Annotated in this window: 12 protein-coding genes; 10 read left to right on the top strand and 2 right to left on the bottom strand. The window is 71.5% G+C overall.

Annotation, left to right across the window (positions count from 1 at the left end; translation table 11 throughout):
* The first annotated feature begins 11 nt into the window (after positions 1 to 11).
* The 8 genes from ACIG5F_RS35790 to ACIG5F_RS35755 all read left to right on the top strand — a co-directional run bounded on the left by ACIG5F_RS35790 (position 12) and on the right by ACIG5F_RS35755 (position 12,396).
* Positions 12 to 2,150 carry a putative baseplate assembly protein gene (locus ACIG5F_RS35790; RefSeq protein WP_396524404.1) on the top strand — a complete coding sequence of 713 codons (2,139 nt, stop codon included), beginning with the start codon at positions 12 to 14 and terminating at the stop codon, positions 2,148 to 2,150.
* On the top strand, positions 2,150 to 4,180 hold the full coding sequence (locus ACIG5F_RS35785) for a phage tail protein (RefSeq protein ID WP_396524403.1): 2,031 nt from the start codon (positions 2,150 to 2,152) through the stop codon (positions 4,178 to 4,180). Before ACIG5F_RS35790 ends, ACIG5F_RS35785 begins: the two co-directional genes overlap by 1 nt.
* Positions 4,177 to 5,601 (top strand): hypothetical protein, encoded by a 1,425-nt coding sequence (locus ACIG5F_RS35780; protein WP_396524402.1) that lies wholly within the window; start codon positions 4,177 to 4,179, stop codon positions 5,599 to 5,601. The genes ACIG5F_RS35785 and ACIG5F_RS35780 overlap by 4 nt, the downstream gene beginning before the upstream one ends.
* Complete coding sequence (locus ACIG5F_RS35775; RefSeq protein ID WP_396524401.1) at positions 5,594 to 7,528, top strand: ATP-binding protein; 1,935 nt, start codon at positions 5,594 to 5,596, stop codon at positions 7,526 to 7,528. Before ACIG5F_RS35780 ends, ACIG5F_RS35775 begins: the two co-directional genes overlap by 8 nt.
* Complete coding sequence (locus tag ACIG5F_RS35770; RefSeq protein ID WP_396524400.1) at positions 7,525 to 8,823, top strand: hypothetical protein; 1,299 nt, start codon at positions 7,525 to 7,527, stop codon at positions 8,821 to 8,823. The genes ACIG5F_RS35775 and ACIG5F_RS35770 overlap by 4 nt, the downstream gene beginning before the upstream one ends.
* Positions 8,820 to 10,481 (top strand): hypothetical protein, encoded by a 1,662-nt coding sequence (locus tag ACIG5F_RS35765; RefSeq protein ID WP_396524399.1) that lies wholly within the window; start codon positions 8,820 to 8,822, stop codon positions 10,479 to 10,481. The genes ACIG5F_RS35770 and ACIG5F_RS35765 overlap by 4 nt, the downstream gene beginning before the upstream one ends.
* A gap of 77 nt (positions 10,482 to 10,558) precedes the next feature.
* Positions 10,559 to 11,281 (top strand): BTAD domain-containing putative transcriptional regulator, encoded by a 723-nt coding sequence (locus tag ACIG5F_RS35760; RefSeq protein WP_396524398.1) that lies wholly within the window; start codon positions 10,559 to 10,561, stop codon positions 11,279 to 11,281.
* A gap of 92 nt (positions 11,282 to 11,373) precedes the next feature.
* A complete protein-coding gene (locus ACIG5F_RS35755) occupies positions 11,374 to 12,396 on the top strand; it encodes an NlpC/P60 family protein (RefSeq protein WP_396524397.1) in 1,023 nt (340 codons plus the stop codon).
* On the opposite strand, the gene ACIG5F_RS35750 is transcribed toward ACIG5F_RS35755, so the two are convergent.
* Positions 12,386 to 13,105: a DinB family protein gene (locus ACIG5F_RS35750; RefSeq protein ID WP_396524396.1), complete on the bottom strand. Its 720-nt coding sequence runs from the start codon at positions 13,103 to 13,105 to the stop codon at positions 12,386 to 12,388. The genes ACIG5F_RS35755 and ACIG5F_RS35750 overlap by 11 nt on opposite strands.
* Before the next feature lie 41 nt (positions 13,106 to 13,146).
* A complete protein-coding gene (locus ACIG5F_RS35745) occupies positions 13,147 to 14,724 on the bottom strand; it encodes an FAD-dependent monooxygenase (protein WP_396524395.1) in 1,578 nt (525 codons plus the stop codon).
* Positions 14,725 to 14,932: 208 nt separating this feature from the next.
* On the opposite strand from ACIG5F_RS35745, the gene ACIG5F_RS35740 reads away from it, so the two are divergent.
* Together ACIG5F_RS35740 and ACIG5F_RS35735 are read left to right on the top strand one after the other, a co-directional pair.
* Positions 14,933 to 15,703, top strand: a complete 771-nt coding sequence (locus ACIG5F_RS35740) for an FkbM family methyltransferase (protein ID WP_396524394.1) — start codon at positions 14,933 to 14,935, stop codon at positions 15,701 to 15,703.
* Positions 15,704 to 15,714: 11 nt separating this feature from the next.
* A complete protein-coding gene (locus ACIG5F_RS35735; RefSeq protein ID WP_396524393.1) occupies positions 15,715 to 16,911 on the top strand; it encodes a cytochrome P450 in 1,197 nt (398 codons plus the stop codon).
* Positions 16,912 to 17,034: the final 123 nt, after the last annotated feature.

Here is a 17,034-nt window from a genome sequence, read left to right as displayed (position 1 = left end):
CGGAGGTCACAATGGCGTTGAACGGTCCCATTCTGGACGACCGCTCGTACCAGCAGCTGCGCGACGAGCTGGTCAAGCGGATCCCGGTCTACGCCCCGGAGTGGACCAACCACAACGAGAGCGACCCGGGCATCGCGCTGCTGGAGCTGTTCGCGTACCTGGGGGAAGCGCTGCTGTTCCGCTTCAACCAGATCCCGGACACGACCAGGATCGAGTTCCTGCGCATGCTGGGCGTGCAGCCCCGCACGGCCCAGTCGGCGACGGTGCTGTTGGCCGCGGACACGGATGTGGCGGCGGGCGTGCAGGTGGTGAAGGCCACGGAGGCGAAGGCCGGCGCGCTGTCGTTCGAGACGCAGGACGAGGTGTACGCCTGGCCGCTGGACTCGGTGGCGGTGGGCAAGGTGGGCCAGCCCCAGCAGGCGATGACGGCGGCGGAGCGGGAGCGCCGGGCGGATGCGTTGGCGCGGGCCAGGATCCCGTTCGCGGAGGCCCCGGACGCGACGTTCTACGAGACGGTCGCGGTGCCGGCGGACCCGCTGGCCCCGGACGCGGTCGCGCTGGAAGTGAGCTCCACAGTGGACAGGTCGCTGTGGATTGCCCTGCTGGGCCGCAAAACCACGGACCTTCAGCAGCTGGCCGGCCACACCCTGTTCGTGGGCGTGGCCTTCGACCAGGCGATCACGTCGTTCAGCCTGCCCACCGCCAGTCCCACGGAATTCCAGTCGGCGCAGCTGACCACGGCCCCGCCGCCGATGATCTGGCAGCTGTGGAATCCGCCCACGCCCCAAGGGAAATCCTCGTTCACCAACCTGCGCGTGCTGGGCGACACCACGGCCGGCCTGGTCGAGGACGGCGTGGTCAAGCTGGAGCTGCCCAAGCCGCTGCCGGTGATCGCTCCCGGCGGCCAGGGCAACGGCGACGCCGACAACCCGCCGCCGCTCAACGACGACAAGCAGGCGGCGCTGGTGGTGGCCTGGCTGCGGGTCAGCCGCCCGGCGACGGCGGCCGACGGCATCGGCCGGGTGCGCTGGGTCGGCCTGAACGCGGTCTCGGCCGTGCAGGCCAAGACGGCGACGCCGGAGCTGATCGGCGCCGGCACCGGCGATCCCGGCCAGCAGTACCGTCTCACCCAGCGCCCGGTGCTGGCCGACACGGTCCGGCTCCAGGTCGAGGAGGCCGACGGCTGGCACGACTGGACCGAGGTCGCGGACTTCATCGCCAGCACCCCGGACGACCGACCGTTCACAGTGGACCTGACGGCCGGCGTGATCACCTTCAACGGGCCGCGGCTTCCCCAGCAGGGGCAACGCATCCGGGTGCTGGGCTACCGCTACGGCGGCGGTGCGGCCGGCAACGTCCCGGCGAAGTCGATCACCCAGGTGGGCGGGGTCAAGGCGAGCAACCCGCTGCCGGCGGTCGGCGGCGCGGACGCGGCCAGCCTGACCGAGGCGATGGACAGCGTGCCGGGTCAGGTGCACCGCCGGGACCGTGCCGTGGTGGCCGAGGATTTCCGTGAGCTGGCCCGGGAAGTCGCCGGCGTGGCCCGGGCCGAGGCGCTGCCGCTGCTGCACCCGGACACCCCGGAGGTGCCGGCGGCGGGCGTGGTCAGCGTGGTGGTGTTCCCGAACGAGGACCTGCGCGCCCCGGACGCCCCGCTGCCGGACAAGGGCCTGCTCAGCCGGGTCGCGGCCTATCTCGACGCCCGCCGCCTGCTCACCACCGAGCTCTACGTGATCCCGCCGACCTACGTCCCGATCGCGATCTCCGTCGGCGTGCACGTCCACGACGGGTTCCAGGTGGACGCGGTCCGCCGCTGGGCCGAGCTGATCGTGCGCCAGTTCCTCGCCCCCGTCCCGCCCTACGGCCCCGACGGCAACGGCTGGCCGCTGGGCCGCACGGTCCGCGCGGCCGAACTCCAGGCGGTGGCGGTGCAGGTCGACGGCGTGGACTACCTGGAGGACCTCATTCTGGCCACGCCGAACGGCAAGGGCGGCTTCGACAACAAGACCACGGTGACGCTGCGGCCGTGGGAAGTCCCGCGGATCATCGACATCACGGTGGTCGAGGGCAAGCCCCTCGACCCGGGCCAGGCGTACACGCCACCGCCGCCGGCCTCGGCGGTCGTGCCGGTCCCGCCCGAGGTGTGCTGATGGACGGCGACCGCGGGTACAGCCAGGTGGTGCAGCCCGAGCAGTGGCTGCGCTGCCAGTTCGACAACACCGTCCTGGTCCCGAACGAGGGCGTCACTCTACAGTGGACGGACGCGACGCCGAAGCCGTCCGGGCCGCGGACCTACGCGCCGGCCGGCCTGGCCTTCGACCGCTGGTGCCGGGCCTACCGGTCGCGGCCGGATCAGGGCCTGGTGCAGGTGATTCCCAACGGGTACAACACATCGCCCACGCCGGCCCACGGCATCCTGCGCCGGCCGTTGGGCGTGGCCATCGACAACGCCCAACGGCTCTACATCGCCGAGTCCGGCGCGAGCACCGTGCACGTGGTCGACCTGGTGGCCCGGCGCTTGCTGCGCAAGGTCCCGGTGCCGTGCCGCGAACCCGTGGACATCGCGGCGAAGTGCTGCGGCGTCTACGTGCTGCTGCACAACCCGAACGGCCTTGTGGTGATCGAAGGCCGTCGCGGGCCGAAGCCCGGGCCCGAGCTGGTGGCGCCGGAGTGCACCACAGGCCTGGTGCCGCAGCGGATTGCCATGTCGCCACAGGGGCTGTTGGTGTTGTGGCGACACCCGTGGACCTCGCGCTCGGTGATATCCACTGTGGACGGAAAGATCCGGCTCGACTTGCCGGACATCAGCGACCTGGACGTCACCGGCGACGGCACGATCGTCGTCGCCCGGGGGAGCGGACAGTCTCTCCGCCGCTTCGCGCCGGTCGGCCAGGACTTGCTGGAGCTGGAACCGTTGGGAGCGCCGGATTACGACGGCGGCGCCATCTCCATCGCGCCCACCGGACGGATCGCCTTCACGACGGCCGAGGGCATCGGCTGGACGACCGGCTCCGCCGCCGTGCGCGACACCGACGGCACGCTGATCACCTACCGGCTGGACAGCGGCGTCTACCGCAACCGGTGGGGCCGCCTGTTCCTCGACGGCTGCATCCCGACCGATGCCAGTCTCGGCGTGCAGTTCCTGACCAGCGACGACGACAACGCGCCCGACCCGGAGCAGCTCTGGTCGGCCAAGCCGATGCCGCTGTTCCGGCGGCCGACCGGCCGCGAGACGCCGTGGGCGCAGATCGCCGCCGACGACACCTTCGAGACGTACGAGGCCCCGGTGTCCGCACCGCCCGGCCGGTACCTGTGGATCGGGTTGACCTTCAACGGAACCCACCGCGTGAGCCCCACGATCCGGGCCATGCGGGTGGAGCGGCCGGGGCACCAGCTGCTCACCCAGCTCCCGCGGATGTTCTCCCGTGACGAGGGCGACGCCGACTTCCTCCAGCGTTTCCTCGGCCCGGCCGAGGGTTTGCTGCACGAGATGGACATGCGGGCGGCCCAGCGGGCGATCCTGCTGGACCCGACCTCGACCCCGCAGGAGGCCTTGTCCTGGCTGGCCGGGTTCGCCGGCCTGGTGCTGGACCGCCGCTGGCCCGAGACGGCCCGCCGGCAGCTGATCGCCGAGGCGTATCCGCTGTTCAGCCGGCGCGGCACCACGGCGGCGCTGACCCGGATCTTGACGATATACCTGGGATACGAGCCGGCGATCGTGGAGCGCTGGCAGCTGCGCGGCCCCGGTGGGGCGGTGCTGGGCGACCGCCCGGGCAGCCAGCCCGCGCCGGCGGTCGGCGGTGCTCCGCCGGCGCTGGGCGAGTTCACCCTCGGCGTCGGCGGCGCGAAGCCGACCGAGGACACGTTCACGCAGACCGCGCACCAGTTCACCGTGCTCATCCCGAACACGCTGACGTCCGAGCAACTCGCTGTGGTCAAAGGCATTCTCGACGACCACCGGCCCGCGCACACCAGCTACGAGCTGTGCGAACTCGGCAACGGCATGCGCATCGGGCGGCAGGCGCTGGTCCGGCTCACCACGTTCGTCGGCCCCGGCGCGCAGTTCACGCCCGCGGTCGTCGGCTACACCCTGGTCGGCGGCGACGGCGTGGTCGGTGTGCCGGCGATCGGCTCGACCGTGGGCGACACCGCCGTGATGGGCAAGGTGAGGGTGGGATGACCACGTTGACCATCGACCGCCTGTCCAGCACCACCCATGGCGGCGACGATTCCATCGCCCGCCGCACCGAGCGGCTGCTGGCCGAGGTCGCCGAGCACTGGTTGGACGCCGCGATCGAGGATGCCGGCCTGCCGCCAGGACTGTGGTGCGTGGAGCGGCTGAACGTGGTGGTGACACTGGACTTCAGCCGTCCCGACCGCGAGCTGGCCGACACCTGGGCCGCGGCCGTGGTTGAGGTGCTGCGGTCGGCGCTGAACGGCGATGCCGTGACCAGCGCCGACACCGCGAATGCCTTGGTACGACGGGTTCACGTCAAGCAGCGGGCGGCCGAAGCCGGTTCACCGATTACGGTGGTGCACTTCGGGAGCGAGCTGCGGGCCCTGGCCGACCTGATCGCCGGCATCGGTCTCGGCCGGCTGGGCCACGCCTGGGCGTGGCGGCAGGCGGGCCTGCTGAGCTCGGGCGATCCCGAGCCGTCGCACTCGCCGGCCGAGGCGATCATCGCCGCCGCCCGCCGTTTCCCGCAGCACCTGGTCACGGGATTGTCGCGTGCCATCAGGGAAGTCGGGCTGGCCCCGCTGACTCGGGCCCTCGGCACCCGGGGCTGGGTCGCGTTGGCGACTTTGGTCTGGGAACAGATCGGCGGCTTCACCCCGTCGATCTTTGACGGCTCTGCTGATCGTCCCAATGGCAACCGCACACTCGCGACGATGCTGCACCGGCAGTCGACCTTCGCCGCGCAGCTCACCAACAGTCGGCTGCGGCCGAACCGGGAAACCTTGGTGGCGCTGGCGGTTCTCAGCGTCGCCGAACAGGATCCCGGCGCGCTGGCCCGGGCCGACGGGCCACGGCTGGTCGAGCAGGTCGCCGGGTTGCTGGGCAGCGAGGCGGCCTCAGACAAGCCGCTGCCGCTCGACCAGCCCACCAAGGTCTGGTCGACGTCCTGGGCCGGCCTGCCGTTTTTCCTCGCTGCGGCTGAGGAAGCCGGCATCCCGGAGCTGCTGCTGGCCGATCCGGCCCTGGCCGACCGTCCGCTGCGGTGGATCATGCACGCCCTGGCTCAGCGGCTGGTGCCGCTGGCCGAGGACGACCCGGCGGCGCTGGTGCTGGCCGGCTTGCACCCTTCGGAGCCCTTGCCGACCGAGAAGGCCGCGCCGCCATCACCGTCCGAACTGGACAGTCTGCGCGAGTACGCCGCCCACTGGACCACCGTCGCCATGCTGCGGCTCGACCGCGAGGACGAGCAGCTGGCGGCCCTGGAGTTGGCGCAGCGGCAGGGAGTCATCGAGGGCGAGCCCGGTCTGCTGGAGGTGGTGCTGCGGCTGGACGAGGTCAACATCGACGTGCGCCGCGCCGGCCTGGACATCGACCCCGGCTGGCTGCCGTGGCTCGGGGCGATCGTGAGGTACCGCTATGAGTGAGCCGATCAGTCGGGACTTGTCGGCGCGCGCGGCCACGCTGGCGGTCCGGGTCGCGGAGGTGCTCGAAGCCCAATGCAGCACCGGGTCGGGGGCGGCCGAGGCCGTGGACTTCCTCCGGACCTGGGCCAAGGAGGTGGCCGCGCCGACCCTGCCCGGCCATCCGTTCGACCTGATGGCGCAACGGTTTCGGCTCACCGAGGACGAGCGGGGCCTGCTGCTGCTGGCCGGTTTGCCGGAGGAGCACGAGGGCCTCGCCGGCACGTTCCGCGCGTTGCACCCACGCGGCGAGGCACGACCGACCCTCGGGCTGGCCTCGCTGGTGGTGGAGGGAATTGCCGGCGACCGGGCCACGATGCGACGACTGGTCCACGAAGGCGCCCTGCTGCGCAACGGACTGGTCCACCTGACCGGCGAGGATACGCTGTTCGAACGATCGCTGGTGATCGCGCCGAGCCTGTGGGACTCCCTGCACGGCCACGACGCCTGGCCGGCGGGCATGGACCGACTGCCGATCGGCGAGTCGCCGGCCGGCCTGGACGTCTGGCGTGCGCAACCCGAGGTCCGGCTTGTCGTCAACGCCTTGCGGTCCAACGAAACCCGCACGCTGCTGATCACCGCCGACAGCGAGATCGTGGCGCTGGGCCGATGCGCGGCCCTGGCGGCCGAGTCCGGCGTCGCCATGACCGCCGGGCGGGTGTCGGCCGACGACACCGCCAGCATCGCCCTGCTCACGGCGCATGCCGCGGTCCGGGACGCGGTCCCGGTCCTCGTGCTCGACGCGGCGGGAGAAGGAAAGCCGATTCCCGAGCTGAAGCTGACCTCGCCGGGTCCGGTGATCGTGGTCTCCGGTCCGGGGTCGTTCCTCGCCGGCGTCGGACGGCCGCTGCTGGCCCTGCCGATCGGCCGCTCGCGGCACGAGGAACACCGTGCGGCATGGCGGCATGCCTTGCCGGACATGGCCGATCAGGCCGCCGCACTGGCCGCCCGGCACCCGCTGGACCCGGCGCTCACCGCGCAGACGGCGATCGACGTGCGCAGCCGGCAGCGGCTCGGCGGGCGATCGCTGGGCGTGCGGGACATCTCGGCGGCGATCAGGACCCGCGCCGGGGTGGCCCTGCCGCCGGGCGTCGAGCTCACGACACCGGACGTGGGCTGGGATCGGTTGGTGCTGCCGGCAGAACCGGCCGACCAGTTGCGGGCGGCCGTCAATCGCCTCGTGCACGAGCCGACGGTGCTCGACGACTGGGGATTTCGCCGGCATGCCAGGGCATCCCGGGGCGCGCGGCTGCTGTTCGCCGGCCCGCCCGGCACCGGCAAGACGCTGTCGGCCGAGGTCGTGGCGGCCGCGGCGGGCACCGACCTGATCACCGTGGACGTCTCGCGGGTGGTGTCGAAGTGGATCGGGGAGACCGAGAAGAACCTGTCGGCGGTGTTCGACGTGGCCGAGCGGACGCAGGCCGTGCTGCTGTTCGACGAGGCCGACGCGCTGTTCGCGACCAGGACCGACGTCGGCGACGCGCACGACCGCTACGCCAACCTGGAGACCGCCTACCTGCTGCAACGGCTGGACCGCTTCGACGGGCTGGTGGCGCTGGCCACCAACCTGCGGCACAACATCGACCCGGCGTTCCTGCGCCGGATGGACTTCGTGGTGGAGTTCCCGCAGCCCGACGAGGCGTGCCGGCGCCGGCTGTGGGCGCTGCACCTGCCGGCCGAGGTGACCGGCGAGGACGTGGACACCGACGTGCTGGCGCGGCTGTACCCGGTGCCCGGCGGCTGGATCCGCAACGCCGCGATCGCCGCCGCGTTCAGCGCGGCCGCGGCCTCCGACTCCGTGCGACAACACCACATCGTCGCGGCGATGCGCCTGGAGCACGCCAAGGCCGGGCGGCCCTTTCCCGGCGAACCCATGAAGGAGATGAGATGACGACCTGTGACGACACCGCGGCGCCGTGCCAGTCGTGCTCCGAGTCCGACCTGCCGGTGAACCCGTTCAGTGCGCTGCGGGTTGCCTTCGGCATGCTGCTCGGGGAGGACGACTTCCGCACCATGATGGGCAATCCCCGCGGCAAGCAGATGCTGCACTCGGCCTGGCTGCACGGCAGCGGCGTGGCCTGGGGCTACCAGGTGGCGCTCGGCGGCGAGTACCAGCTCAGCGTGTCGCCGGGCCTGGCCGTGGACGGCCACGGGCGGGAGCTGTTCGCCGAGACCAGCCTGTGCCTGAACCTGATGGACTGGGTGACCGCGCAGAAACCGGCCGGCGACACCATCACCGCGACCTTGGTGGCCGACTTCTCCTGCGTGCCAACGTCTCTGGTGCCGACGCTGGCCGATCCCTGCGACGTCACGCGCAAGCACGACGACTACTCGCGCGTGCTGGAGACCGTGCGGCTGAGCCTGAAGGCCGACGACGGGTCGCCACCATCGTCGACCCCGGCCGACTACCGGCGGCTGCGGGTGCTGTTCGGGCTGCTCGCGCCGGGCACTGACCAGGCCAGCCAGGACGCGCTGGCCTCGATCGAGGCGGTCATGTCGGCCCCGGACGGCAACCGGGCGCAGGTGCTGCTGGCCGAGTTCCGCAAGCTGGCCGCCCTCGACGCGGTCGAGCTCAAGCCGGCGGTCGAGGCCGGTGTCGACGGGCTGTCGCTGTTCCCGACCACCGACGAGAAGTCCGGCGTGGTGCTGGCGCGACTGGTGATCAAGCAGCACGAGGTGTCCGGCGCGATCCAGATCGACAAGGTCGACATCGACTCCTCGGCGCGCACCACGCTGCTGCCGACTTCGGTGATCCAGGAGCTCACGGCCGGCACGGCCCCGAGCCTGTTCGGGTCGGCCGGCACTCCCGACCACGGCGGCCCAAGGGTGTTGCCAGACAGTCTCAATTGGACGGACGACCGGACGCTGGAGTTCGAGGTGACGGCCCCGGTCAACGCCCGTTCGCTGCGGCGGGCGGTGCGCATCACCTCGCTGTCGGCCGACCGCGGCTGGGCCGACGACGACGTGGACACCATCGAGGTTCGCGACGGCACCACGGTCGTGGTGCGGCTGGCCGACCAGCTGGCCAACGACACCGGCCGGCTGATCGTGCGGGGCACCGGCCCCGAGCCGGCGTTCGGTGTGGATCCCGCGGTGCCCCTGGCCGGTGTGGCCGGCGGACCGCCCGCGGGCAAGGACGACGGCCGCGACGCCGTGATCATGTTCCCGAGGAGGCCCAGGCCATGACGAACCCGTTTGTCGACCTGTCGGGCGGCGTCACGCGCCTCAACGCCCAGGACGGCCTTTTCCTGCGGGCCCAGCACCTCAACGAGATGGAGGACTACGCCAAGGCGCTGGCCACCCTGGTCGGGCGGGGCGGCGGCCCCGGCGTGGTCCACGGCTACGACCTGTCGCTGGACCAGGCGAAACTCCAGATCACGCCGGGGCTGGCGGTCGACCACGTCGGCATGCCGCTGGTGTCGGACCAGGTCGGCAGCCTGGACCTCACTCACCTGCCGGCCGCGGGCAACACCTACTGGCGCGTCGATCTGGTCCCCGGCCCGCCGGTGGCCAGCGCCGACGAGAACGTCTACGGCACGGTGTGCGACGACGCCTGCAACGGCGGCACCATCCAGTCCAACCTCACCGAGGGCGCTCGGGTGCAGCTGGTGCCGGTCACGCTCCCGGGCCTGGACGCCCAGGTGGCCAAGGATCAGCGCAATTGGTTGGCGTCCAAGTACTTCGAGTCCGAGCGCACGGGCGGGCAGTGGCTGCGGACCGACGACGGCCTCAACAACCACCCGTGGCACGCCGGCGCCCCGCAGCCGTCCGAGCTGAACTCGGTGCCGCTGGGCGTGTTGTGGCGTGGCACCAACGGTGTGCAGGTGGACCAGTGGATCGCCCGGCGGGAGCTGGTGGAGAGCCCGGCCGGGCGGCTGTGGGGCAACCGGCTGGGCATGCGGCCGGAATCGGTTTTCCTGGCCCAGATCAGCCAGTTCCAGGCCCAGCTGGCCGATGTGCTCGGCGATCCCGTGGCGGCGTCGTCGATCGCGCAGGTCGTGCAGTGGCTGGACGCGGCCCGCACCGGCGTCACCCAGCACGACGAGACCAAGCCGGTGCAGCTGCTGAGCTCGGCGATCAGCGCGCTGAGCGGGACGGCCCCGGCCGACGCCGCCCCGGTGACGTTGCCGGACCGGGGGATCAGCGAGCTGCCGCCGGCCGGCTACCTGCCGGTGATCGGCACGGATTCCGGGGTGGAGCAGGATGTCCAGGCTCTGTTCGGCCAGCTCGGACAGTACGCCGACCTCAACTTCGTCTACTGTCCCACCGACTTCGTGGCCGAGCACGTGCGGCGGGCTCAGCACCGGGACCGGATTCCCTTGCAGGAAGGGAATCCGGCGTCGATCGACGTGTACGTGCCGGAGGACTACCGCGAACTGGGCTGGGTCGCTTTCGTGCGGGGCAATCACCGCAGCGATGTGGCGTTCCGTACCGCCACCTTCGGCGCCGCCGCCTCGACCAGCGGCGATGCGGTTCCGGTGTACAGCACGACAGCGGGGGCCGGGGTGACTCCGGAGCAGGCCGCGACCGGCGTGGTCGGCAGTCTGGTGCAGCCGATCAGCACCGCGCATTTCCCGGCCGGCTCGTGGACGTCGCCGGAAACCGGTGTGTACCAAGCCGTTCAGCAGGTGATCGTGGACGCCAAGGGCGACCCGAACCGGGAGATCACCGTGGTGGGCGTGGCCAGCAGCACCGACCGGCTGCCGCTGGCCGCGGTGCGGGCGACGCTGCTGGGCACCTCGTTCATGCCGAACCCGCAGATGCCGGAGATCCAGGCGGTGCTGGGGCCGAGCGAGGCGATCGTCGTGGTCGCCTCCACGCCTGCCCCATCGGGTACCGCGTGATGACAGGACTGTGACGAGGTCTTCCTAGACTCTCCCCCGTAGGTCGTAAAACGGGGGAGATCTCGGGGGAGATCCTGATGACCACGTTCAGTCCATTGCTCACCGCCGCCCATCCGGCGGTGCACCTGTTCCGCGGCCCGTACGTCACGGTCGGCGGGCATCGCAGCGAAGTCCCGGAGGGCAGCAAACGACTACTCATGTATGTGGCGTTGCACCGGCAGCGAATGGCCCGCAAACATGTGGCCGGCGCGCTCTGGCCCGACACCGACGAGGGCCGGGCCGCCGGCAACCTGCGGTCCACGCTCTGGCGGCTGCGGGGCGCGGGCATCGACCTGATCGAAGCCGACAAGTGGACGCTTTCGCTGCGCGAGGACGTGCTCGTCGACGTCGAACTGGTCGGTGACTGGGCGGCCCGGCTGATCGCGCGCAGCGCCGGGGCCGAGGACCTCAAGCTGTCGCCGTGGTGGCCGGACGCGCTGGACCTGCTGCCCGGCTGGTACGACGACTGGGCCCTGTCGGCGCGGGAGCGGCTCCGGCAGCGGACTCTGCACGCGTTGGAGGAGCTCAGCCGCCGGTTGACCGCGGTCGGCCGGTGCGCCGAGGCCGTGGAGGCGGCGATGACCGCCGTGATCGCCGAGCCGCTGCGGGAGAGCGCGCAGCGGGCGTTGATCGAGGCGCACCTGGCCGAGGGCAACGTGGTGGAGGCCCGGCGGGGGTACGAGGTGTACCGGGAGCTGCTGAACCGGGAGCTGGGGGTGGCGCCCGGACCGGAGCTGTTCAGCCGGGTCCACGCGGCCTGACCTTGGGGGCAGCCCGCCCTGCCCCCAAGACGTGATCCGAGTCCGCCGCCGGCGCCGTGAGATCGGCTATGGTCGGTGGCGGAGGGGAGACCATGCGAACGCTGTGTTTGGCCTGCGCCATGATGCTGAGTGCGACGGTGCTGGGGACGGCGGTGCTGCCGGCGCACGCCGACACCGCGCCGACGACCGTGGCCGGCCTGATCGCGCACTACGCCGATCTGAGCCATCAGGCCGAGAAGGTCAACGAGCAGTTGCTCAAGGCCCAGGAGCAGGCGCAGTCCCTCCGGCAGCAGGCCGACAAGGCCAACACGGCCTTCCAGACGGCCGACGCCAAGTGGAAGCAGGCCGTGCAGCAGGCCGACGAGCTGGTGGCAGACCGGAAGAAGCGGGCGGCGCTGCTGCGGTCGCTGGTGCCGGCCAACAGCGTGGCGGCGGTGCTGAACAGCGCCAGCGCCGAGGACTTCACCTCGGCGTCCATCGCCGCCGGCCTCGCCCACGACGCCGATGACGCGGTCGCGGCGGCGACTGCCCAGACCCTCGCCCAGACCTCGCAGGCACGGGAGGCGGCGGAGAAGGAGCAGGCCGCCGCGGCCAAGGCGGCCACGGCCGCGACCGACCTCGAGAACCAGGTCGGTGCGCAGCGGGCCGACATGGACAAGCGGGTCGCCCAGGTCCGGGCCGCGCTGGACGCGCTGCCGCCGGACGAGGTCTCCCTGCTCCAGGCCGGTGTGACCGCGCCGAACGTGATGACCCCGCCGGGCGCGGTGGGCGTTGCTCTGCGGTTCGCCATCGCCCAGCTGGGCAAACCGTACGAATGGGGCGGCGTCGGGCCGCGGGCGTACGACTGCTCGGGGCTGGTGCAGGCGGCCTACCGGGCCGCCGGGCTGGGACTGCCGCGCGTCGCCGCCGACCAGGCCCAGGTCGGCCAGCAGGTCTCGCGGGCCGATGTGCGGGCCGGCGACCTCGTCTACTACTACCAGCCGGTCCAGCACGTGGCCCTGGCCCTGGACCACAACCAGGCCATTCAGGCCGCGACCTTCGGCGAGCCGATCAAGGTCACCCCGATCGACGCGATCGGGCCGATCACGGTGATCCGACGGGTCGTCACGAACTGAGCGATTCCTCGATCAGGTCGAGGTCGCGGACGCAGAAGCCGTGGTGCTCGAAGGTCTCGTTCAGCACCGTGCCGAGGCATCGTCGCACCGAGCGGCCCCGCGCGTACGGCGGCCAGACATCTTCGTCGGGCATCGGCGCTCGCGCGGCGAGCTGTTCAGCGGTGACCTCGTCGAGCCAGGCCTCCAACTCGGCGGCCTGTGCCTCACGTACACGCACGATCTCGTCCAGGGTCGGATCGAGCGAGAGATCAAGCCCGTGCGCCTCACGGTAGGGCTCGACGGTCGGCCCGATGCCCATCGGCGTGAACAGCTCGGTCGAGCCCAGGCAGCAGCGGCGGAACCACGAGTCGTGCACGAAGACCAGATGACGCATCGTCTGCGCCGCCGACCACTCGTCGTTCACGCTGCGGCGCTCGATGCCGGGCGTGCGGCGGATGCGGTCGATCGTGTCGGCCCAGCCGGCATGCAGCCGCCGCGCCGCCTCGCGCAGATCAGCCGGTTCCTCCGAGCGGATCAGCCTCCGCACCGGATGACGCCGGTCCAGCTCCGCCTCGACGTACCCGCTGACCTCGACACCGTTCACCACGAGGTTGGTGACCAGCCCGTCGATCACGGCATCCGGCATGACCACGCCGATCAGCCGCGCCCCGGTCAGATCGCACTCGCGGAACTCCGCACCGTGCAGGTCCTCGTCGACGTACCGTGTCATGCCCGCATGCTAGGCCCGAGCACCGACAATCCGAGCCGACGTCAGGCCTCGACCCGAGACCGGGTGAGCACACCGTCCAAATGCCCGACCAGCGGGTCCACCGACGCCGCGATCGCGGCGATGTGCCCGTCGGGCCGCACCAGCACCAGCCGCGGGCCGTCCACCTGATACGCCCGGTAGGCGGCCTGCTCGCCGGCCGGGATCAGGTGAGTCGTCACCCCGGCGCTGTACCGACCCGCCAACCGGGCGGCGATGTCCTCGACATCCGAGACGTTGAACGCGAGCAGGTGGTAGCCGGGCCCGTGAGTCAGGTCGAGGACGCTGCGGGCGTCGTCGGCGGTGGGGGTGATCGGGGCGTAGGGCGCGCGGTCGCCCGGCCGCAACCCGCCGCCACGACCGTCCGCGTAACTGATCCACAGCTGCGAGAAGGCGTGGAAGAACAGGCGTCGCACCACGGCCAGCCGACTGGCCAGACCGATCAGCCGGCCGCCGACGTTGGCCCGCATCCACACGGCCACCGGATTGGCGGTCGTCTCCAGCTTGAAGCCGAAGTCGGTGCGCTTGAGCACCGTCTCGGCGATCGGCCGCCGCTCGGACTCGTAGGTCTCCAGCAGCCGCTCGGGCGCCTCGCCATTGACCACCTGGGCGAGCTTCCACGCCAGGTTGACGGCGTCGCCCACGCCCAGGTTGAGGCCCTGCCCGCCGGCCGGATTGTGGATGTGGGCGGCGTCCCCGGCCAGGAACACCCGCCCGACCCGGAAGCGCGAGGCCAGCCGGCTGTGGAAGCGGAACATCGAGGCCCACACGACCTCGCGGACCTGGGCGTCGACGCTGAAGTACTCGTCGAACCAGCGCTGAAGGTCGGCGGGATCGAGCGGGGCGTACGACTCGTGCGACGGCCCGCCGCGCTGCTCGGGGGCCCGGTGCAACGAGGGCGGCACCACGCCGAACAGCCGGCAGCGGCCGCTGGCCAGCGGCAGGATGCCGACGAAGCCGCCGCGAGTGAGGGTGAGGCGCATGCCGCGCACGCCCAGTTCGACGTCGAGGGTGACGTCGGCCAGCAACCCGGCCTGCTCGTAGGTCCGGCCGGCGAACTCCTGCCCGAGCAGCCGGCGCACGGTGCTGCTCGCGCCGTCGGCGCCGACGACCCACCGCGCGGTGATCACGCCGGAACCGAGTTCCACCCGCACGCCGCTGCCGCCATCGACCAGATCGGTCACCGTTTCGTTCCACTCGACGGCGACTTCGTGCTCCGCCAACGCTTCGACCAGCAATCGTTCGGTCTCGAACTGTTCAAGGGCCAGCGCGTAAGGGAAGCGCGTTCGGTTGGCGACGCCCGCACCGGCCAACGGCATGGCGCCGATATGCCGGCGGCCTTCGTGCAGCGCGACATCGGTGATGGGCAGGCCCCGGGCCACGGCCGCCGCGCCGACGCCGAGCCGGTCGAAGTGCTCCAGCGTCCGCGCGTGCACGATGGCCGCCCGCGCCTGCTCGACCGGGCCGGCCTCGCGGTCGACGACCCGGACGCGAACCCCGTGCTGGGCCAGCACAAGCGCGGCGCACAGGCCGGTCGGCCCCGCCCCCACCACGAGGACGTCGCAGTCGTGTTCGTCGCGCATCGCCGTATCCCCATTCACGTCGTCCGGGCGTGTGTGAGGGAGTATCGCGAGCGGTCGGCGCGCGGCACATCGCCCGGCGCGTCCGGTGATCGCCCGATCACCCCACGCGAGTGCGCAGGTTCTTCGGCCCCGCCCTTTTGGGCCCGTGCGGACGGCGTCGATGGTGTGATCCGACACCGCACGTCCGCCCACGAAGCCGGGGACCTTGATGAGCGCTACCCAACCGCATCCCGACGACACGCTCGGCATCGAGGCCTTCGAGGTCCGCCCGGGCCTGAGCTTCTTCGCACCCAGCGAGCACGAACTGAAGTGGCAGTACGAGGAGATCTTCGCCGGCGGCGGCTACGAGGAGATCACCCTGCCGGAGCAGGCCTTCGTGATCGACGCCGGGGCGAACATCGGCCTGTTCTCCTATCTGGTCAAGCAGTTGCGGCCCGACGCGCGGATCCACGCGTTCGAGCCGATGCCCGACACGCTGCGGGCGCTGCGGGCCAATATCGCCTACCACCGCCTCGACGGCGTCGAGATCGAGGCGTGCGCCCTCGGCGCGACCCGTGAGGAAGGCGCGCGATTCACGTACTATCCCAGCCTGCCGGCGAATTCGACCCGCTACCCCGATGAGAAGGACCTGCAGAAGCGGGCGCTCGCCGAGGTGCTGCCGCCCGAGGAGATCGAGCTCCAGTACACCGGCCGCCCGGTGGACGTGCGGGTGGAACGCCTGTCGTCGCACCTGAAGCCCGACCGCGTCATCGACCTGCTCAAGGTGGACGTCGAGGGCGCGGAACTGGAGGTGCTGCACGGCATCGACCCCGGCCATTGGGCGCTGGTGCGGCAGGTCGTGCTGGAGGTGCAGGACCTGGACGACCGCCTGGCGCAGGTGTGCGACCTGGTGGGGCGGCACGGGTTGGCGCCGCAGGTCCGACCGTCCCCGATGATCCCGGAATCCGTGCGCACCTTCATGGTGCACGCCGCCCGATAGGGAGTGGGGTAATGGAGACTTTTCCGTTCTATCCGATGGAACGCGCCGCCACCTGCCCGTTCGACCCGCCGCCGGGCCTGCGCGGGACGGGGCCGATCAGCCGGGTCCGGATCTGGGACGGCAGCACGCCGTGGGTGGTGACCGGCTACGAGGCGCATCGTCGCGTGCTGACCGACGACAGGTTCAGCTCCGACGCGCGCAAGGCCGGCTATCCGGCCGAGTCCGCCGCGGTCGCCGAGCGGATCCACGAATTCCGATCGCTGATCATGATGGACGATCCGGAGCACGGCATGCAGCGCCGCATGCTGAGCAAGAGCTTCACCTTCAAGGCGGTCGAAGCCCTGCGCCCCATGGTGCGCCGGATCGTGGACGAGCTGATCGACGACCTGCTGGCCGGGTCGAACCCGACCGACCTGGTGGCGGCGTTCGCGCTGCCGCTGCCGTCCCGGGTGATCTGCGAGCTGCTCGGCGTTCCCTACGACGGCCACGCGTTTTTCCAGGACTGCAGCCAGAAACTGTTCTCCCAGTCGTGCACCGTCGAGGAGACGCTCGAAGCGCACGTGGCCCTGCGGGAGTACCTGCTCAAGCTGGTCGACGCCAAGGACGACGAGCCGGGCGACGACCTGATCTCCATGCTGGTGATCGAACAGCTGCGGGACGGCGCCCTGACCCGCACCGAGGTGGCCGAGCTGGGCCTGCTGATGCTGGTCGCCGGGCACGAGTCGACCGCGAACATGATCGCCCTGGGCACGCTGGCGCTGCTGGCGCATCCCGACCAGCTGGCTCACCTGCGGGAGACCGAGGACCCCAGGCTGATCGCCGGCGCGGTCGAGGAACTGTTGCGCTACCTCGCCGTCGTGCACGTCGGGCGGCGTCGCGTCGCCCTGGAGGACGTCGAGGTAGCGGGGCAGCTGGTGAAGGCCGGTGAGGGGCTCATTCTCGCCGACGGGGCCAGCAACCGGGACGAGTCGGTGTTCCCGAATCCCGATGTGCTGGACCTGACGCGCAAACCCCGCAACCACCTGACTTTCGGCCACGGCTCACACCAGTGCCTCGGACAGTTGTTGGCGCGCATGGAGTTGCAGGTCGTCTACGGCACGCTCTACCGCCGGATCCCCACGCTGACGCTGGCGGTCCCGATCGAGGAAGTGCGGTTCAAGCACGACATGGTGGTGTACGGCGTGCACGCGCTTCCGGTTTCCTGGTAAGAGAGTCTGGTCCGAGCCGGCATGCCGGCTCGGACCCCGACACAACACAGGCGGGCGGGGGGGTGTGGCGATGAAACGCCGGCCGGCCCCCCGGGGGGGGGGATAAGCCCAAAAGCCCCCCCG

Source organism: Kutzneria sp. NPDC052558, assembly GCF_044547355.1.
Taxonomy (GTDB): Bacteria; Actinomycetota; Actinomycetes; order Mycobacteriales; family Pseudonocardiaceae; genus Kutzneria.
The sequence above is the reverse complement of the archived record's forward strand: the minus strand, read 5'-3'. Positions and strand labels throughout refer to the sequence as shown.